Annotated in this window: 18 protein-coding genes and 1 riboswitch; of the genes, 8 read left to right on the top strand and 10 right to left on the bottom strand. The window is 39.7% G+C overall.

Annotation, left to right across the window (positions count from 1 at the left end; translation table 11 throughout):
• Positions 1-58 precede the first annotated feature (58 nt).
• Both KIP84_RS03105 and KIP84_RS03100 read left to right on the top strand, forming a co-directional pair.
• Positions 59-871: an MBL fold metallo-hydrolase gene (locus KIP84_RS03105; RefSeq protein ID WP_199113989.1), complete on the top strand. Its 813-nt coding sequence runs from the start codon at positions 59-61 to the stop codon at positions 869-871.
• Complete coding sequence (locus tag KIP84_RS03100; RefSeq protein ID WP_197738968.1) at positions 868-1,446, top strand: dual specificity protein phosphatase family protein; 579 nt, start codon at positions 868-870, stop codon at positions 1,444-1,446. Before KIP84_RS03105 ends, KIP84_RS03100 begins: the two co-directional genes overlap by 4 nt.
• A 29-nt stretch (positions 1,447-1,475) precedes the next feature.
• Here the strand turns inward: KIP84_RS03100 and KIP84_RS03095 are convergent, their stop codons facing one another.
• From KIP84_RS03095 to KIP84_RS03075, 5 genes are all read right to left on the bottom strand, one after another.
• Positions 1,476-2,534 carry an SPOR domain-containing protein gene (locus KIP84_RS03095; RefSeq protein ID WP_130119485.1) on the bottom strand — a complete coding sequence of 353 codons (1,059 nt, stop codon included), beginning with the start codon at positions 2,532-2,534 and terminating at the stop codon, positions 1,476-1,478.
• Positions 2,525-3,811, bottom strand: coding sequence for a bifunctional tetrahydrofolate synthase/dihydrofolate synthase (gene folC, locus KIP84_RS03090; RefSeq protein ID WP_199113863.1), 1,287 nt, complete (start codon positions 3,809-3,811; stop codon positions 2,525-2,527). The genes KIP84_RS03095 and folC overlap by 10 nt, the downstream gene beginning before the upstream one ends.
• Positions 3,808-4,704, bottom strand: coding sequence for an acetyl-CoA carboxylase, carboxyltransferase subunit beta (gene accD / locus KIP84_RS03085; RefSeq protein ID WP_005804699.1), 897 nt, complete (start codon positions 4,702-4,704; stop codon positions 3,808-3,810). The genes folC and accD overlap by 4 nt, the downstream gene beginning before the upstream one ends.
• On the bottom strand, positions 4,701-5,504 hold the full coding sequence (gene trpA, locus KIP84_RS03080) for a tryptophan synthase subunit alpha (protein ID WP_063099583.1): 804 nt from the start codon (positions 5,502-5,504) through the stop codon (positions 4,701-4,703). Before trpA ends, accD begins: the two co-directional genes overlap by 4 nt.
• Before the next feature lie 246 nt (positions 5,505-5,750).
• On the bottom strand, positions 5,751-6,800 hold the full coding sequence (locus KIP84_RS03075; RefSeq protein WP_213689309.1) for an AraC family transcriptional regulator: 1,050 nt from the start codon (positions 6,798-6,800) through the stop codon (positions 5,751-5,753).
• A gap of 121 nt (positions 6,801-6,921) precedes the next feature.
• Between KIP84_RS03075 and KIP84_RS03070 the strand changes: the two genes are divergently transcribed.
• Entirely contained in the window at positions 6,922-7,797 is an 876-nt protein-coding gene (locus KIP84_RS03070) for a metal-dependent hydrolase (protein ID WP_044424880.1), read from the top strand.
• An 8-nt stretch (positions 7,798-7,805) separates the two neighbouring features.
• Here KIP84_RS03070 and KIP84_RS03065 read toward each other — a convergent pair whose 3' ends face one another.
• Genes KIP84_RS03065 through KIP84_RS03050 form a run of 4 tightly spaced genes read right to left on the bottom strand, consistent with a single transcriptional unit; the run spans position 7,806 to position 11,234 of the window.
• Entirely contained in the window at positions 7,806-8,801 is a 996-nt protein-coding gene (locus KIP84_RS03065) for a DUF2804 domain-containing protein (protein ID WP_032056703.1), read from the bottom strand.
• A 37-nt stretch (positions 8,802-8,838) separates the two neighbouring features.
• Positions 8,839-9,351 carry a DUF1543 domain-containing protein gene (locus KIP84_RS03060; RefSeq protein ID WP_213689308.1) on the bottom strand — a complete coding sequence of 171 codons (513 nt, stop codon included), beginning with the start codon at positions 9,349-9,351 and terminating at the stop codon, positions 8,839-8,841.
• 10 nt (positions 9,352-9,361) lie between these two features.
• Complete coding sequence (gene trpB / locus KIP84_RS03055; protein WP_000372734.1) at positions 9,362-10,591, bottom strand: tryptophan synthase subunit beta; 1,230 nt, start codon at positions 10,589-10,591, stop codon at positions 9,362-9,364.
• Positions 10,575-11,234, bottom strand: a complete 660-nt coding sequence (locus KIP84_RS03050; protein WP_213689307.1) for a phosphoribosylanthranilate isomerase — start codon at positions 11,232-11,234, stop codon at positions 10,575-10,577. The genes trpB and KIP84_RS03050 overlap by 17 nt, the downstream gene beginning before the upstream one ends.
• A gap of 126 nt (positions 11,235-11,360) precedes the next feature.
• A riboswitch (cobalamin riboswitch) is annotated at positions 11,361-11,568 on the top strand.
• A 35-nt stretch (positions 11,569-11,603) separates the two neighbouring features.
• Between KIP84_RS03050 and KIP84_RS03045 the strand changes: the two genes are divergently transcribed.
• The 3 genes from KIP84_RS03045 to KIP84_RS03035 all read left to right on the top strand — a co-directional run bounded on the left by KIP84_RS03045 (position 11,604) and on the right by KIP84_RS03035 (position 14,935).
• On the top strand, positions 11,604-13,475 hold the full coding sequence (locus KIP84_RS03045; RefSeq protein ID WP_213689306.1) for a TonB-dependent receptor: 1,872 nt from the start codon (positions 11,604-11,606) through the stop codon (positions 13,473-13,475).
• Between the two features lie 93 nt (positions 13,476-13,568).
• Positions 13,569-14,147, top strand: coding sequence for a cob(I)yrinic acid a,c-diamide adenosyltransferase (locus tag KIP84_RS03040; protein WP_005804706.1), 579 nt, complete (start codon positions 13,569-13,571; stop codon positions 14,145-14,147).
• Between the two features lie 74 nt (positions 14,148-14,221).
• Entirely contained in the window at positions 14,222-14,935 is a 714-nt protein-coding gene (locus KIP84_RS03035) for a glycerophosphodiester phosphodiesterase (protein ID WP_213689305.1), read from the top strand.
• Positions 14,936-14,963: 28 nt separating this feature from the next.
• Here the strand turns inward: KIP84_RS03035 and KIP84_RS03030 are convergent, their stop codons facing one another.
• Positions 14,964-15,497 (bottom strand): META domain-containing protein, encoded by a 534-nt coding sequence (locus KIP84_RS03030; RefSeq protein ID WP_017400285.1) that lies wholly within the window; start codon positions 15,495-15,497, stop codon positions 14,964-14,966.
• A 208-nt stretch (positions 15,498-15,705) separates the two neighbouring features.
• On the opposite strand from KIP84_RS03030, the gene KIP84_RS03025 reads away from it, so the two are divergent.
• Positions 15,706-16,878 (top strand): acyl-CoA desaturase, encoded by a 1,173-nt coding sequence (locus KIP84_RS03025; RefSeq protein WP_002116208.1) that lies wholly within the window; start codon positions 15,706-15,708, stop codon positions 16,876-16,878.
• A gap of 100 nt (positions 16,879-16,978) precedes the next feature.
• Positions 16,979-18,421 (top strand): protein adenylyltransferase SelO family protein, encoded by a 1,443-nt coding sequence (locus KIP84_RS03020; RefSeq protein ID WP_213689304.1) that lies wholly within the window; start codon positions 16,979-16,981, stop codon positions 18,419-18,421.
• Positions 18,422-18,442: the final 21 nt, after the last annotated feature.

Genomic DNA, 18,442 nt, shown 5'->3' with positions numbered 1-18,442 from the left:
GGTTTTTATTGTTCAGATCAGTTATAACTCGAAACGATTCGGTAAAAAAATAAAAATCATGATCTATAAAATTCATCATTTAAAGTGTGGCAGCATGTGCCCAGTTTGTGCACCCTTATTTGGACAAAAAGGCTTCCGAGCTGAAGTAATCTGTCATTGTCTTTTAGTTGAAACTGATCGAGGCTTAGTGCTTATCGATACTGGCTTTGGCTTGCAAGATTACTTACATATGAAGCAGCGCCTAGGCTCATTAGTTAAACGCTTAGGCAATATTGAGCATAATCTTGAATTTAGTGCGATCCAACAAATTCAAAAGCTAGGATTTAATCCGAAGGATGTACAGCACATCTTTGTCACTCATCTTGATTTTGATCATGCTGGTGGTATCTCAGATTTTCCACATGCCACTGTGCATGTTTTAGCAGCAGAATACAACGCAGCCCAACTTCCAAATTTTAAGGGCAAACTTCGTTATAGAACCAATCAATATAAAGATCATCGCTACTGGAACTTTATTGAATATCAAAAAGGTGAAGCATGGTTTAACCTCGAAAAAGTAAAAGGATTTCCACTGTTTCAAGATGAAATTTTAATGGTACCACTGTTGGGGCATTCAGCTGGACATTGCGGTATTGCAATAAAGCAACAAAATCAATGGTTATTATTTTGTGGAGATGCCTACTACTCACACCTAGAGTTAAACCCTAAAAATAAATTAAGATCACTTGGTCTGTTGGAAAAAACATTTGCAGAAGACAATCAAAAACGTCTTTTTAATCTCAAGCGTTTACAGCATTTAGCTCAACATGAACCAATGATTGAAATAATTTGTGCTCACGACCCTGATGAGCTGAAACGGTATCAAACATGAAAAAATTATCGCTCCTTACACTTGTCATCTGTATAAGTTTACAAGGGTGTATGCAGCACGAAAGTATCGCCCATGAGCATCGACCACAAGATTGGGGAAGCTTAGTTTCTCAGACTCATAACTTTTATCAAATTAGTAATGATGTTTATCGCAGTGAACAGCCTGATGCTGCAATGATTTCTGAATTAAAGAATCATCAAATTGGAACGATCATTAATTTAAGAGCCAAAGACGCAGATACTTTAGTTTTTAAAAATGAAAATTTTAATCTTGTGCATATTCCTATCAACACTTGGGCAATTGACCGACAAGATCTCTTAGAAGTCATGCAACAAATCAAAATTGCCAAGCAGAATGACCAGCGCGTTTTATTACACTGCTACCATGGTTCAGACCGTACCGGCGCCAGCGTTGCCATGTATCGCATTATTTTTGAAAATTGGGCAATTGACGATGCGGTTAAGGAAATGAAACAAGGTGGTTACGGTTATCATATTATCTGGAAGAACATTGACCGTTTATTTACACCTGAAAATGTAAAATGGATTCAACAGCAACTGTCGAATCCATCTTAGTAACATTTTGAGTGGAATTTTTAATCTGGTTAACGTTGGTCTAACGGTACCCAGTCAATCACCCACGCTGATTTCATGTTTAAACTTGAATCAGAAGTAATTTTCTTACGAGCAGCATCTGCTGTATCACGGTCTTTTGCAGGTCCAACCATAATACGAATCCCCTTACTGGTTGGGCTTGTAGTGACCTTATAGCCTTTAGCTCGTAATTTAGAAACAACTGCATCTGCATTTGCTTGGTTAGCAGCCAAAGCGACTTGAACCATCCACTTTTTATCGCCATTTTCAAGCAGCTCACGCGCTTTTTCAGCTTCAGCTTTTTTCTCAGCTTCAGCTTTTCGTTTAGCATCAGAGGCTTTTTTATCAGCTTCTGCTTGTCGTTTGGCTTCAGCAGCTTTCTTGTCTGCTTCTGCTTGGCGTTTTGCTTCTGCAGCCTTTTTATCTGCTTCTGCCTGTCGTTTAGCTTCAGCAGCTTTCTTGTCTGCTTCCGCTTGACGTTTTGCTTCAGTTGCTTTTTTGTCTGCTTCTGCTTGACGCTTAGCATCAGCCGCTTTCTTGTCTGCTTCCGCTTGGCGTTTTGCTTCAGCAGCTTTCTTGTCTGCATCTATTTTTGAAGTATCAGTTGTTTTATTCACCGTATTAGCTTGCTGGTTTTTAGCTTTCGCCTCACCCACTAACTCCGGTGGAATATTATCTGAACTTTCTTGAGCCGCTGTACGGCGCGCATTAATCGCAGCGTACTCTGCTGCAGCTTTACGAGCAGCGTCAGCTTCAGCTTGCTGCTGCATTGCTAAGAACTCAGCTGCACGTGCTTCTTGTTCAGCAACGGCCTTTTCACGCGCACGACGCTGTTCTTCTAGCAAACGTTTTTCAGTTTCAACATCAACCGCAAGAGGTTGTAGTTGTACCATTTGCCCTTCAGTTGTCTGTTTTGGTTTAGTTTGAGTTTTTGGCGATGTGGATGCGGATGGTTGAGCTTCAACCTGTTTTATTTCCTCATTTCCTTTTAGAAGTAATGCTGCCAATAAAACACCACCTCCTAGTAAAACAACGCCACCCATCCAGCGTTGTTTGTTATTCATTGACATTCTTCCAAATACTCCCAAATCGCTTCTAAAGTATGAAACGAACCACAGGCCAAAATCAGCTGATTGTTATTTGTTTGCTCAAGCGCTGATTTAAAAGCCTCTTTGATATTGCCATATTGTTGTACTGTCTGGCCTTGCAAGGCATCATTGAGTTGCTGAATCGGTGCAGCACGCGGCACATTCAATTCAGCAATTTTCCAATGTAAAACAGTAGGTTTCAATAAATCGGCTACTGATTTTATATCTTTATCTGCCAGCATTGAAAATACTGCGACAACTTCTGTGTACTGTTTATTGTATTCTAAGAAATTTCGCAATTGCTTTAACAAAAATTCAACACCATGAGGATTGTGTCCGGCATCAAAAATGACCGTCTTCCCATCCACTTGACGCTGTTCAAAACGTCCAGCTAAGCGAGCAGATTGGATACCTTTTTCTAATGCTGACTGAGAAATCTCAAGTCCGCTATTTAAAATGGCCGCAACTGCTCCTGCAATATTTTCAATCGCTAATGTACCTAAAGGAAGTTTTAAAGTGGTTCCTTCCGAAGCAAAGTACCAGTTTTGTCCATCTTCTGCGAGCTTATAAAAATAATCACGATTAACGGTATATAAGTCTGCTTGTGAACTTTGTGCTTTATCTTGAATTGCTTGCGGTAATTGTTGCTCACCCGCAAAGATAACCGGAATATGTGGACGAATAATGCCTGCTTTTTCAAAAGCAATTTTTTCGATGGTATCGCCTAGCCAATCTGTGTGATCTAGGCCAATATTAGTAATCACTGCAATGTCGGGATCAATCACATTGACGACATCTAAACGTCCGCCCAGACCAACTTCGAGCACCCATACATCACATTGTTGTTGTTTAAAAATAACAAAAGCAGCCAAAGTGGTTGCTTCAAAAAAAGATAAGCTTAAATCACAATCGCGACGAGCCTGATCGACTTGAACAAAAGCATCAATCAGACTTTGATCATCGACTTCAACTCCACCTAACTTAACTCGCTCATTAAAGCGATAGATATGCGGTGACTGATATAACCCAACTTTATAACCTTGTGCGTTTAATATCGCAGCCAGTGTGGTTGTGGTTGAGCCTTTACCATTCGTTCCGGCTACTGTAAAAACTTTAGCATGAGGCTGAGTTACACCCAGCTTTTCTGCAACAGGAATTACACGTTCCAGACCAAGATCTATCCCTGTAACGTGAACATGGCTCCAATAATTGAGCCATGTATCTAAAGAGTCTATTGAAAGTGGAGCTTGTTGGTTCAAGGTAAGTTCATCAATTTCGATACAAGTCGAGATACAGTATCACGTAAAGCGTGGCGATGAACAATCTGATCGATTACACCATGATCAAGCAAATATTCAGCACGTTGGAACGGTTCTTCAAGAGTTTCACGTACAGTCTGCTCAATTACACGTTTACCAGCAAAGCCAATCATTGCTTTAGGTTCAGCAATATGAATATCACCCAACATTGCTAAAGAAGCTGTTACACCACCATACACAGGATGTGTTAACACAACGATATATGGTAAGCCAGCATCTTTTAATTTTTGAATCGCAGCAGAAGTGCGCGCCATTTGCATAAGCGATAACATACCTTCTTGCATACGCGCGCCGCCAGAAGCTGCGAAACAGATTAATGGCTGACGTTTTGCAATTGCAAGCTCGGCAGCCTGTACAAAACGGTCACCTACAACGGTACCCATTGAGCCGCCCATAAAGTCGAACTCAAAAGCACATGCAATCATATCTACGCCATTTAAGTTACCTTGCATGGCAATTAATGCTTCCGTTTCACCAGTTTTGCTTTGCGCTTCACGCATACGATCTGGATACGGTTTAGAGTCAACAAACTTTAATGGATCTTTTGCAGTAAATTCTTGACCCAATTCAGTTACAACATTATCGAAGAACCAGTTCAAGCGGTCACGAGCTTTCATTCGTAAGTGTTCATCACATTGTGGACAAACATATGCGTTGAAAGAAATTGCTGTACGTGTCACTAGTGCATGACATTCAGGACATTCAATCGTTGGCTCAGTAAATGTTGCTTTGAGAATTTGTTGCTCATCTGCGACTTCAATACCTGGAACCGGACGTTTTGTCCATGGTGTCGAAGGGCTAAGAACTTTCCCTGGTTTCACTTCTTGATTCATACTAACTCATCGAGCGCTGCTCGAAGCTCCTTGACTTTACTCACCGTCTGTTCAACAGCGTCATCCGCTGCCAACGTTGCAAAATTTTTAACGAAAGCACTACCTACAATCACGGCATCAGCAACATTACCCATTGCTTTTGCTGAAGCGGCATCACTAATACCAAAACCAACACCCACTGGAATATCAGTGGCATTTTTGATTTTTTGAATACGTGCAGCAGCTTCTGCCGTATCAAGTGTTGCTGCTCCAGTTACACCCTTAAGTGAAACGTAGTAAATAAAACCACTTGCCTGATTAGTCACATGTTGAATGCGTTGATCTGTAGAAGTTGGCGCAAGCAAGAAAATTTGGTCCATATCATGTTGTTTCAACACAGCACCAAACTCTTTTGACTCTTCTGGTGGTAAATCCACAAGTAATAAGCCATCTACACCACATTGTTTCGCATGAGAAACAAACTTCTCGTAACCAATCACTTCAACCGGATTCAGATAACCCATTAGAACAACGGGTGTTTCCTGATCCTGCTCACGGAACTCTTTTACCATGTTGAGTGCATCCAACGTGTTAGTCCCTGCTGCAAGCGCACGTTCAGCTGCAAGCGCAATTACCGGACCATCAGCCATTGGATCTGAAAATGGTAAACCAAGCTCAATGACATCTACTCCTGCCGCAACCATTTTATGCAGTAACGGAACCGTTACTTGTGGCTGTGGATCACCCGCCATAACATAAGATACAAGCGCTTTACGTTGTTGGGACTTAAGCTTTTCAAAACGGGTGGCAAGACGTGACATAGGGTTGTGCTTTCCTTGAATTATTTAAAATTGAGGAGTTGTTTGTAGAAATACAAGAACATCGCATTTTAACGCTATTTTTTGTCCATTGAACAGGTCTAACGTTATGGCGATATTCGATTGTATGATTCATACAACCCATGGTGTACATTTATCAATATTTTGAAACTTTTCTCAATGATCAAAGCTTCCTATTTTCGAGCCATTATTAGATCGTCGACTGACCAAAAATTAACCGCATAAAGCTTATTTCTCAATATTTTTATTGGCGAGTTGTAATTCCCTTTTGCGCGTAAGTAAAGTTTGTCCTGTCAAATTTTTATGAGCCCGTGCAAGTGCCGACTGATCCGAATATCCCAACTGTTCAGCAATTGTGGTGAGGCTTTCATTTTGGTGAAGTAATATTTCACAGCGTTTCATGCGTTCAGTATCTAAAATTAATTTAAATGAAGTATTTAATGACTGTAATTGACGCTGCAAGCTTCGTACTGAAATATTCAACTCGATGGCAATATCCTCAATTTTCGGGGCTTGTTGCTTGTGTTTGAAATATTCATGAACAATCCAATGTATTTGCTGAGCTAAATCTGTATGTATTTTCCGCTGAGCCAATGCCTCTTCTGCTTGTTTCACTAAAAGTTGCATTAAGCTGGGGTCTGCATGTCGAGGGCGAACATTCAATCCCTCACTTGCAAAAGTTAATGCATAGTAAGGTTGCTCAAATGACAATTTGCATTGAAAGAAACGCTGATAGTGAACTAATGGACCACGTGAACGGTGCACGAACTCAACATGTTGCAAGAGAAAATCATGAAAAGGAGCAATTTGTTTAGCAAGCTGCACCATAGCAGCTAAAGTCAGCTCACAAAGTATGATATTACTAGCATCAACTAACGGCCAATACAAACGAATGTTAGAAGCATCTTGCTCAACTTGCATAGGTACGACTTGCTCACCGTCAATCACGAGACGATGAAATTTAATGACATATTCAAGAACCTCTGAGAAGCTGCCACTTCGAGAAGCCATATATCCCAGTACGCCAAAATTGGCAGGTGTAATACAAGTTGCCATTTCTAGGGCTAAATTAGAAACTTGTAGACGAGACTCTGTCAGCTCTAAAAGTTCAAGAAAAAAGTTTAAAGAAGATTGAGCGTCAATAGATGAAGCTAAAATATTTTGAACTTGACGGGCCTGAACATCTGTAAGGTTTAATACCTGCCAATCGATTCCTTTTTCTTTTAGATAAGTATTCCAAAGATAAAAATAACCATTTGAAATCGTAAAATCCTGCATGGCTCATCCTTTTTTTAATGCCATCTTGTCGCAAACTGTATAAAAATTGGCAATAACTGTCAAAACAAAGTCGACTATTGGCGACATACTAATGAACATGTTAGATGCGAGAAATAAAAATATGAACGCACATGTTTCTTATCAGGTCGAGCCAGTAGTTCGTAAAGATCTGGATTTTCATTTAAACGAAGCACCTCGCTTTTGGTTTAATAATGATCCTTTTTTGACTCGTATGTTTGATGCGCTCAGCTTAACCTTTCCAGATGGAGAGCGTTATTTTATTGAATGTGTCCGTATGTTCCGAGACAAAATTGATGATCCCGAACTACAAAAGCGGGTTACAGACTTTATTAAACAAGAAGCTCAACACGGTATTGCACATGACAAAATGAATCAGCTCATGAAAGAGCAAGGCATGCCTGTTGACCAGTTCACAGCCACACTTAAAAGAATTTTTCGTTTTGAACTCACCAAACGCTCACCGCAATACAACATTGCAATGACGGCGGCAGCTGAACATTTAACAGCGCTAATGGCAGAAACCTTTTATAGCCATAAAAAAACTTTGGAAAATGCTCACCCCTATGTTCGAGCGCTATTCGCGTGGCATGCCATTGAAGAGATGGAGCACCGCGATGTTGCTTTTGATGTCATGAAACAAGTAGGAGAAGTTCCTGAGTCGACTCGTCGATTTGTATTGGTTCTTACGACAGTACTGATGTTTGGCTTTACACTCTACCGCACAAATATCATGTTGAAATGTGATGGCTTTAGTTCCAGAGAAAGACTATTAATGAGCCTTAAAGGCTTACCATGGTTCTTTGGCAAAAATGGCACATTAACCGCTATGAAAAGCCAATATTTAGATTGGTTTAAAAAAGACTTTCATCCAAGTCAGCATCCAGTCATTCGTCAATATCCTGTCTGGATTGAAACACTCGAAAAGACAAATGATCCTATTGCAGCTGGTGAGGCATTCTGGCAAGCAGGTTTATAACCTGCTTGTTACCATTTTGCATAATGTTGTTCTAGTAAACCGTATTGCTCATTGCAATTGATTATATCGGTTGCCTCATGCTCAATCGTGCCGCTAATTTTAGCTTGCCACTGATTGAACTGACTTCCAATCATTCTTAAATTAATATTTTCGTACCTGCACCAACCAATATGCACTTGGAGATTAAGTTTTTGATCTAGAGAGCTAATTTGCCAAAGTTCATCATTTACTTTTTCAAATAAAACATCAGTCAGTGGAAATAAAACGCCGTTAATCCATAAGCAATTTTCATTACCAAAGCTTTCATTCACACCAGAAGCTAAATTTAAACCGATACGTCGCCCTTGCTCATCCCAAAAATTACATGAAAGCCAGAACCAAGCTGTTTCAGGTCGCAAAAAACCGCAGGTATCATCTAGAGATGCAAATGTCTTTTCATCAAATTGTACGACTTGGTTTTGCTTATTAATAAACATTCCCTCTACAGCCAATGTGGTCTGCTTTTGGGTATAAGTCCAACCATTGATGCCAGTTGGTGTGCACAAACTTAATATATCGGTTCCAGCACAAAAAATACGAGCGCTGAGTTGAATCTCACCATATTTGGTCACTCGGATATATCGCACACCATTGGCATGCTGGATATCAAACTGATAAGGAGATTTAGAAAAATAACTTTGATTAAATAAGGGTTGTTCATCAAGATAGGTTTTATGCCCCAAAGGCTGAATAGCATTCCACTCAATAACCTGCCCTGTTTCATGGTCATAAATATAGAAAAAGCCATGCCCGACCCAGCCGATATCTGCAATAGCCAGACCAATACTATAGTGTTTATGTTGAATACCACAGAATTTAAATTTTTTATATTTTAATTGCTTACGCCAGCCCTTTAAGACCTTACCATAAGGGGTTTTATAAATATAATGTTGTACGTGAATGGTTGACGGTACAGATTCAAAACGCCCGTAGCGAGGCTGTCCATTTTCTTGAATTAAATCCATTTACCCACTTCCATATGAATATTAGATTTCAAATGACCTATACCACGGTCAAATACGTATTTTCCCAAATTGTTTCAGCAAAATCGCCTTTTATTAAATGAATATAGCGCCCTGCTACACAATCTATCGCTAAGCAGTCATCAATATCAATGACTCGATCTGTATGTGCTTTTTGCCACTGCCGATCTATAAATTGTTTACCTAATTGTTTGGCAGCTACCGCATTCGGTGCAACCACAAACTCATAACGGTGAAGTTCACCGAATTCACTTGCATTATATCCGCCCAGATTAATTAAATATAATTTTAAATCATCTGGTTGTGGAGCAGCATCTGTAAAGTGAATTTGATAATTTTGCCCTTGAGAGTTAACACCAGAGAGCTTGGCCCAAGCATCAATATGCAATCCTTGAGCCTCACCAAACCAAGCCTGTTTAAGTTGAGGATAAACTTCTTCCAAAGTATCTCCTACAGCCATGACTACATCATGAACTTCTGTATTAGCACGTGCATGACGCCCGCCTAACATCACCATAAACAAACTTGGCATTATAGTTCTCTTACATCTCGACCATTTCTACGCCATCAATACGTGCAACTGTCATTAAATCTTTATCACCGCGACCTGAAACAGTCGCAATAATAATCTGATCTTTAGACATCGTCGGTGCAAGCTTAGAGACATAAGCCATCGCATGCGAGCTTTCAAGTGCAGGAATAATCCCTTCGATTTTAGTTAAGTCGCGGAAACCTTGTAGAGCTTCTGTATCATTAATCGGCACGTATTCTACACGCTTCATATCTTTCAAGAAGCTATGTTCAGGGCCAACACCCGGATAATCAAGGCCCGCCGAGATACTATGTGTCTCAATAATCTGGCCCTGTTCATCACTCATTAAATAAGTACGATTACCATGTAATACACCCACATGACCTGCATTTAACGGCGCAGAGTGTTTACCAGTTTCAATACCAAAACCAGCTGCTTCAACGCCATACATTTTCACGTTGGCATCGTTTAAAAACGGATAGAACAAGCCCATTGCATTTGAACCGCCACCTACACAGGCAACTAATGCATCTGGTAAACGACCCGCTTGTTCCAAAATCTGTTTACGTGCTTCACGGCCAATGATCGACTGGAAGTCACGAACCAATTGAGGGTAGGGATGTGGGCCTGCAACTGTACCAATTACATAGTACGTCGTATCAACATTAGTTACCCAATCACGCATCGCTTCGTTCATGGCGTCTTTCAGCGTTTTAGAGCCGCTTTGTACAGGAACAACTGTAGCACCCAACAAACGCATACGATAAACGTTCATCGCTTGACGCTTAACGTCTTCAGCACCCATATAAACAACGCATTCAAGACCTAAACGTGCTGCAATTGTTGCTGTTGCTACACCATGCTGCCCGGCACCAGTTTCGGCAATAATACGTTTTTTACCAGAAAGCTTTGCCAATAACGCCTGACCAATCGTGTTATTTACCTTGTGTGAGCCTGTATGGTTCAAGTCTTCACGTTTAAGGTAAATTTGCGCACCACCTAACTCTTTTGACCATCGCTCAGCATAATAAAGTGGACTAGGACGACCTACATAGTAGGCGAGGTCACGGTCGAATTCTGCCAAAAACTGTTCATCATTTTTCATGCGGGAATAGAGATTTTCTAAATCTTCTAATGCCGCCATTAGAGTTTCTGACACAAAACGTCCGCCATGGATACCGAAATGCCCATTTGCATCTGGGAATTGGGTATAGTCAATCACATTATTTTGCTGATCCACGTTGGACTCCTTGCATAAATCGTTCAATGAGTTGTTGGTCTTTTATACCTTTTGCGGACTCTACGCCTCCGCTCACATCTACTGCAAAAGCATCGGTAGTATGAATAGCGTCAATGACATTGTCAGGGGTTAAACCACCTGCCAAGATTAATGGAATATCAAGTTTCGGGAATTTAGACCAGTCAAACTGATGTCCTGTGCCCCCTTTAAGCTCAGGATGCCATGCATCGAGCAATACAGCACTGGCACCAGCTGCCTGATATTTTTGAATTTCAGCAATTACATCCAGATCAGGTTTAACCTGAATCGCTTTATACCAGCGACGTTTACAATGACGCGCTATTTCCTGACATTGTTCTGGAGTTTCATCGCCATGTAGTTGTAATACATCTAGGGGAACACAATCAAGTACATCCTGAATTTCAGTAACACTCGCGTTTACAAACAAACCCACCATTTGTACATAAGGCGGAACGAGTTTTGCTAATTCTTCTGCCTGTTCAACTGTTACATTTCTTGGGCTTGGCGGAAAAAAAACAAAGCCTATCGCATCTGCTCCCGCTGCAACTACTGCCTGAACATCTTGCTTGCGAGTAATTCCACAGATTTTTGCTCGTGTACGTTTTTGGTTTGATTGGCTCATGATCTGCCTAAACTACAACCATTTCTTAAAATAAGCGCCATTGTAATGCAATTTTTGTCCCTTGCGTAAAAGTTCTCTGGGAATTGCTCCAAATGACATTGTATGAAGTAAATCGCCACTTTATACTGCGTAAAATTGGAAGCAAGTGTAAGCAATTCATGCTTTAGGGAAGCTGGTGAAAGTCCGGCACTGCCCCCGCAACGGTAACAATGTAAAGCATATTTTTTAAGTCGTTCTCGACTTACACCACTGCAGTAATGTGGGAAGGTGAATATGTCCATAAATTAAATATGGCGCTGAAGTCCGGAGACCTACTTGTTTCATCTATCTACCCGATCATTCACGTGGGGTGAATGTATGGAGCATGTTATGTCTAAGTCTTTTCAACCTACTCGTCTGGTAGGAGCTATCGCTATTGCGATGGGGTTTTCACCTGTTATTTTTGCTGAAGATACAACGAATGCGACTCAGCTTGATCCAATTGTAGTCACTGCCTCAAAAAGTGCTGAAAAAGCGAGTGAAGTTCCGGCGCGGATTACTGTGATTGATCAGAAAACTATTCAACAATCACCGCTTGCTGACTTAGGTCAGCTCTTACAGCGTGATACTGGACTACATGTCCTACAGCAAGGTGGAATGGGACAAAACTCATCTTTATTTATTCGAGGGACAAATTCAACACATAGCCTTTTTTTAAAAGATGGAGCCAGCCTCAATACTGCTTTGGATGGTGGAGCAAGCATTCCATATATTGATTTAAGTGATGCTGCGCAAATTGAAGTTTTAAAAGGACCTGCATCCGTTCAATACGGTACTGATGCAATTGGTGGCGTTATTAATATTCGTACAATTCCTCCAACTCAACAAAAATTATTTACAACGACTGAAGTTGGTGAAAACAAAACCTATAAATCCTTAATTGGTGCAGATATTGTTTCTAATGAAGGAGTATATCTCCAAGTAAGAGGCCAGCGACAAGAAAGTGATGGTACCACTGTTACAAATAAATCAGATCAAAAAGCAAGCTACGACCAAAAAGGTTATAGTGCTAAAATTGGTTATGAATTAGATCAATATGGTATAAATACAAGTATAAACGAAAATAAAGGGACAAACGTTTACTACGGTGGTTCCCAAGATTTTTTGAATCGTCTAATCAATACCAATGCCTATTATCAAATTTCAAATAATTTAAAAATCAATGCAAGATATTCTAATTTTAAAGATGAACTAACAGGAAAAAGCTCTCTCTATTACTTTGATACAGATCGCAATGAAGGTGATTTAAATCTCAAATGGGATTTTAACAAAAATCAAAATCTATTAATAGGCGCATCTATTAACAATGCCGATGTTAAAAGTCTTGCAATCAAAGGACAAAAGCAAAGTCTCGACTCAAATGGATATTATATCCAGCACCAATTTAACAGCTCAAATGGCATTCATACTCAAGCAGGCTTAAGAGTAGAAGAAAATGAACAATTTGGAACACATACAGTAGGACAACTTGCAGGTCGTATTCAACTTACCCCACTCACTAGTATTTATACAAATGTTGGCACAGCATTTAAGGCTCCAACAGGTAATCAATTATATTACTTGTCAGAATCAGAGTGGAAGGGAACAACTTATATTACAACAGGTAATCCAAATTTAAAGCCAGAAGAAAGCATATCTTATGAGGTTGGAATAGATCAAAAATTAGCTTATGGAATTTCAACTTACGCTTCGGTCTATCACACAAAAGTCAAAAATCTAATACAATATATCTCAGCCTTTGACTCAGTAAATAATATATCAGCATCAACTTATACAAATATAAATAAAGCAAAAATGACTGGTGGTGAAATTGGTCTAAAATGGAAAAACAATGATTTATTTTTCACTACAGAATATGGTTACGTAAAAACAGAAAATGACGAAACTGGTTATGAACTGATCCGTAGACCACGTCAAAATCTCACATTAACAGCAGGCTTAGAAAATGAAATTTATGGTTTAAGCGCCTCTTTAGTTGCCAAGTCTCACTCTAAAATATCTGAATCTAGCTCATCAGCAATGATTCCAGGATATGCGACTATTGATTTACATGCGTATTGGAATGCAACTCCAAATATCAAATTATTTACAAATATTGTAAATATTGGTGATGTAAAATATAAAACATCTTATTACTCAGCAGATGAGTTTTACATCAATGGTGGCCGCCTTGCGTCAGCTGGTGTGACCTTAAGCTACTAAGTAAAACTTTATTATAAAAATATTTTCTTAACTCCAGTTTCGGGGTAATGTTCTGACCGACATTATCCCCTTTTTATGTTCAGGATATCCATCATGGGACACCGTTTAAGCAAAATCTATACACGCACAGGCGACTCAGGTACAACAGGTTTAGGCGATGGTTCTCGTGTTGCCAAGGACGATTTACGAATTGCAGCACTTGGTGATGTTGATGAACTCAACGCCATTATTGGGGTACTTCGTGCTCAAATCACAGATAGCCAAGTAACTAATAAGGCTGATTGGGATAAAAGCTTAAGTCTGATTCAACATTGGCTTTTTGATTTAGGTGGAGAGGTTTGTATTCCAAATTACAACCTACTCCAGCCCGTTTGTATTGAATTTCTTGAAAAAGAAATTGACCGTATGAATGAAGATTTGCCTATGCTTAAAGAATTCATTCTACCGTCTGGCTCCTTATCTTGCAGTTACGCTCATCAAGCTCGTGCCGTTTGTCGTCGTGCAGAGCGATCACTCATGTCTGTGCAAACTCGTGATCAAAATATTCAAGCTACAGCACTCCAACTTTTAAACCGTCTATCTGACTGGTTATTTGTCGCATCGCGTGCTTTACAGCGTGCCGAAGGCGGACAAGAAGTACTTTGGCAAAAAAATATTAATGAGATTATTTAAAAATAGATTAGATTAAACATGGTCTCTACTCTTTTTAAAGAGACCATAGTTAAAATATTTCATAGAAGAAAATTATGCGCGTTATTGGTCATCGTGGTGCACGCCGAGAAGCTCCTGAAAATACACTTGGTGGGTTTCAGCACATAAAAAATTTAGGTATTCGTGGTGTCGAATTCGATATTCGTCAGCTTCAAGACCAAGAGTTAGTTGTTATTCATGATGACAATTTTTTGCGTACAGCTGGAGTCGATCAAGTTGTAGAACAATCTACTTTAGCTCAAGCGTTGTCATTCGATCATCGTCAAAGCTGGCCCAATTGGCCGACTCCTGAACCAACGCCTACACTTACAACTGTTTTAAACTTACTTGATAATTTCGATCATATTGAAGTTGAGGTTAAAGCGGTAAGAGATATGGCATTTGCAGAAAAGTTAGTTCAAAAGCTTGAGTCTGAATTACTGGGGTATGAAAAAGTCGTCACTATCACAAGTTTTGATCTTCAAATTTTAACTGCCTTACGTGATATAAACTCTCAATTTAAACGTGCCTTATTAGTTGAACTTCCTGTTGGGGCAACGGCAATTGAACTCGCTCATCAATTTGGTTGCTGCCATATTGGTTGGCACGACCAGCTTGCAACAGATGAAATGATTCAATTGTCTCACCAAGCAGGTTTAAACATGAGTGTCTGGACAGTAAATGATGTAGAAAGAGCAAAAAAACTGCGGGATTTAGATGTTCAAGGCTTAATTACAGATATTCCAACTACGATGTTACAAGCCCTGTAAATATAAAAAAGGTGGTAAAAACCACCTTTTATTTCTTTTGTGCCTGAATAAGGCGCTGACCACTTTGGTCAAGTAGATATAGCGTATTACCTACGAGTTGGAAGCGTTGGATACGTTGCAAAGCATCTACCAGCTCTGCTTCTTGAGCCAAAGCACCATCACAGCTTGAATGACCTGCATTTACTTGCATATCAAGTTTTTGCTGGCTGAAATTAAAGGTGTAACGGCCAAAAACAGCATTACAGCCAGTATGTCCCGATACTGTTTTGACTGCTGAGTTCAGTGAAAGAGTTGGCCATTGGTTAAAGAATTTTGCCTTATGACCACTGATCTGAGTGATCTGCCAATCAATATCTTGAATGCCATCCGGACTCACTCTCTTTTTTACAACAGGTGCTTGAGTCTGATGAACTGTTCTTTTTGTTTGAACTTTTTTCGTAGTTTGTTCGGGTGCACTTTGACATGCGGCTAATACAAGACTGATTGTGACCAAGACACATTTCAATGATAATTTTCTTGAAATATCAATGCTGTTCTTTTTTTTCAATCGTTGTACGTTCATTAAACAACTTCTCCTGCTTGAAAAACTCTTTGACATAGTTTAATTCTGTTACGGTTCTTTCAATACATCTGTACAATAATGCTAGTGATTCTCACTAAGCACGTGCTAATATGAAGGATAGAATAGCAATATATCTTGATGATTGGTTTTGCTATGTCGTTTTGTCTTTGTACCTTGTTTCACAAGGATTCTAGGAGCGCTGCCGGATATGACTTCCGCCCCACTCAAAGCCCCAATTAACTGGACCGCTAGCATTACCTTAATTGGTTTACCAATTCTTGCCGCAATCATAATCCCGATTTATGCGTATTATTATGATTTTAGTGTAAGCGCATGGGTAAGCTTATTTTTTCTTTTAGCTCTAAGTAGTATGGGGATTACTGCTGGTTACCATCGCCTTTGGGCTCACCGAGCTTATGAAGCGTCGTTACCGCTTAAAATTCTTTTAATGATCGGTGGAACATTTGCCGTACAAAATAGTATTTTGTTCTGGGCATCTGGTCACCGTACTCACCATCGACATGTTGATGATGTTGATGAAGATCCATATTCAATTGAACGTGGTTTTTGGTATGCCCATATGGGTTGGATGATCCGCGATCATTCACCATCTGAGCCAGACTTTAAAAATGCACCAGACCTACTCAATGATAAATTGGTCATGTTCCAACATAAATATTACGCACTACTTGTAGTCGCAGTTCATGTTGGTATTTTAGGTTTAATTGGTTGGGCAACAGGTGACTTATGGGGTGTAGTCCTTTTAGGTGGTTTGTTACGTTTAATCATTAGCCATCAAGTTACATTCTTTATTAACTCGCTTTGCCATATGTTTGGTAAACGTCCTTATACAGACGAAAACTCAGCACGTGATAATTTCTGGTTAGCCATTGCCACTTGGGGCGAGGGTTACCACAACTATCACCATATCTTCCAATACGACTACCGTAATGGTGTGAAATGGTGGCAATATGACCCAACTAAATGGTTGATCTGGTCATGTTCTAAAATTGGTTTAGCTAAAAATTTACGTCGTATTCCAAGCTTTAATATTAAAAAAGCAGAACTGGCGATGAAATTTAAATACGCTGAACAAGACCTCGCTATTTATGGTCATGATGTAAATGCAGACATTACTCAAATGAAGCAACGTATTGCACAAGAGTACGAAGCATTTACACATACATTAAATGATTGGGCAAAACTTAAAGAACAAGAGTTACAAGCGAAAAAAGCAGCAATGGCTGAAAAGATTCATAGAATGGATCATAAGCTTAAAGTTGATTTTCAATTGCTTGAACACCGTTTAAGTCATCACCGCGAATGCTTAGAAACACTCATGCGTAGTGTTAAAAAGAATACCAACGTGGTGTCAGACTAAAAATAAATTCTGATCTAAAATAGCTCTTTCGGGAGCTATTTTTATGCCTGCTTTTTAACTATGGTATAGTGAAATCTGCTCTTTCTATTTTGCTAAGCCTATGCAGTTTAATCCGCTCTACCCTTCACTTCCGTCTAAATTATTTCATGTTCAGCAGCCATCACCTTTACGTGGTGCAAAAGCAGGACATTTTAACAATGCTTTGGCTGATGAGCTGCAATGGTCAGAAGACGATAAAAATGCATGGGTTGAGATCTGTAGTGGACAGCGTACATTCCCTGAATTTCCGTCTCTTGCTATGGTTTATGCTGGTCACCAATTCGGACAATGGGCAGGACAACTCGGCGATGGACGTGGCTTACTGATTGCGCAAATACTCAATACAAAGGGTCAAACCATCGATCTACACCTCAAAGGTGCAGGCCCTACCCCTTATTCAAGAATGGGGGATGGACGAGCAGTATTACGCTCTGTGGTACGTGAATATTTAGCCGGACATGCTTTAAATGCTTTAGGCGTCGCATCTAGTCATGCAGTCGGTTTCACAACCTCGACTCAAGGCGTACAGCGCGAAAAACTAGAGTTAGGCGCAATGCTACTCAGAACATCTGAATGCCATATTCGTTTAGGGCATTTTGAATGGATTAATCAATATGCGCCTGAATTGCTGTCAGAATTCACTCAAAAATGTATTGAATGGCATTATCCAGAATGCCTAGAAACCGAAAATCCAACTTTATCTTTTGCCAAAAAGGTGGTTGAGCGTACTGCGATCATGATTGCAAAATGGCAATTGGTTGGGTTTGCTCATGGTGTGATGAATACCGATAACTTAAATATTACTGGTTCAACACTCGATTTTGGGCCATATGGATTTATGGAGCGTTTCCGCCCCAACTGGATCAACAATCACTCAGACTACCAAGGTCGTTATACTTATCAAAATCAACCGAGTATAGGCCATTGGAACTTATGGACGTGGCTAAACAACTTAATTCCTCTCGCTGAATCTGAACAAAAAGATGAGTTCAAAGAAGAGTTAGCACGTTGCTTAGAACAATTTGAACCAATCTTTTTAGAACACTATGGACAAGGTTTATGTCAAAAAATGGGACTTCCTCATTTCCATAAAGACAGTCTTGATTGTAGTTTTGCGTTTTTAAGAATCTTACAAACTGAACAACTCGATTACACTCAAAGTTTTATTCGTCTTCAAAATAAAGAATTCAAAGCTTTACGAGATGATTGTCTTGATATTCGACAGTTTGATGAGTTTCTTAGCCAATATGAAAGCATTCGTGAACATCAAGATATTGATGAGCTGGATGCGAATATGCAAAAAGCAAATCCAGTTTATATTTTACGTAATCACATGGCGCAGCGTGCTATTGAAGCAGCTGAACGAGATAATTTTAGCGAAGTAGATCGTTTATTTAAGCTACTTAATCATCCATACACAAGACAACCAGAGCTTGAGCAACCACAAGATTTAGGGCCATTACCAAGTGATGTTCCAGATGTAGCAGTGAGCTGTTCATCTTAATATTAAAAAAACTAAACTCTC

Source organism: Acinetobacter sp. BHS4, assembly GCF_018454425.1.
Classification (GTDB): Bacteria; Pseudomonadota; Gammaproteobacteria; order Pseudomonadales; family Moraxellaceae; genus Acinetobacter; species Acinetobacter pittii.
The sequence above is the reverse complement of the archived record's forward strand: the minus strand, read 5'-3'. Positions and strand labels throughout refer to the sequence as shown.

Coding starts and splice junctions, on each gene's coding strand:
- KIP84_RS03105 (WP_199113989.1), top strand. CDS start 59: ATGATCTATAAAATTCATCATTTAAAGTGTGGCAGCATGTGCCCAGTT.
- KIP84_RS03100 (WP_197738968.1), top strand. CDS start 868: ATGAAAAAATTATCGCTCCTTACACTTGTCATCTGTATAAGTTTACAA.
- KIP84_RS03095 (WP_130119485.1), bottom strand. CDS start 2,534: ATGTCAATGAATAACAAACAACGCTGGATGGGTGGCGTTGTTTTACTA.
- accD (WP_005804699.1), bottom strand. CDS start 4,704: ATGAATCAAGAAGTGAAACCAGGGAAAGTTCTTAGCCCTTCGACACCA.
- trpA (WP_063099583.1), bottom strand. CDS start 5,504: ATGTCACGTCTTGCCACCCGTTTTGAAAAGCTTAAGTCCCAACAACGT.
- KIP84_RS03075 (WP_213689309.1), bottom strand. CDS start 6,800: ATGCAGGATTTTACGATTTCAAATGGTTATTTTTATCTTTGGAATACT.
- KIP84_RS03070 (WP_044424880.1), top strand. CDS start 6,922: ATGAACGCACATGTTTCTTATCAGGTCGAGCCAGTAGTTCGTAAAGAT.
- KIP84_RS03065 (WP_032056703.1), bottom strand. CDS start 8,801: ATGGATTTAATTCAAGAAAATGGACAGCCTCGCTACGGGCGTTTTGAA.
- KIP84_RS03060 (WP_213689308.1), bottom strand. CDS start 9,351: ATGCCAAGTTTGTTTATGGTGATGTTAGGCGGGCGTCATGCACGTGCT.
- KIP84_RS03050 (WP_213689307.1), bottom strand. CDS start 11,234: ATGAGCCAATCAAACCAAAAACGTACACGAGCAAAAATCTGTGGAATT.
- KIP84_RS03045 (WP_213689306.1), top strand. CDS start 11,604: ATGTCTAAGTCTTTTCAACCTACTCGTCTGGTAGGAGCTATCGCTATT.
- KIP84_RS03040 (WP_005804706.1), top strand. CDS start 13,569: ATGGGACACCGTTTAAGCAAAATCTATACACGCACAGGCGACTCAGGT.
- KIP84_RS03035 (WP_213689305.1), top strand. CDS start 14,222: ATGCGCGTTATTGGTCATCGTGGTGCACGCCGAGAAGCTCCTGAAAAT.
- KIP84_RS03030 (WP_017400285.1), bottom strand. CDS start 15,497: ATGAACGTACAACGATTGAAAAAAAAGAACAGCATTGATATTTCAAGA.
- KIP84_RS03025 (WP_002116208.1), top strand. CDS start 15,706: ATGACTTCCGCCCCACTCAAAGCCCCAATTAACTGGACCGCTAGCATT.
- KIP84_RS03020 (WP_213689304.1), top strand. CDS start 16,979: ATGCAGTTTAATCCGCTCTACCCTTCACTTCCGTCTAAATTATTTCAT.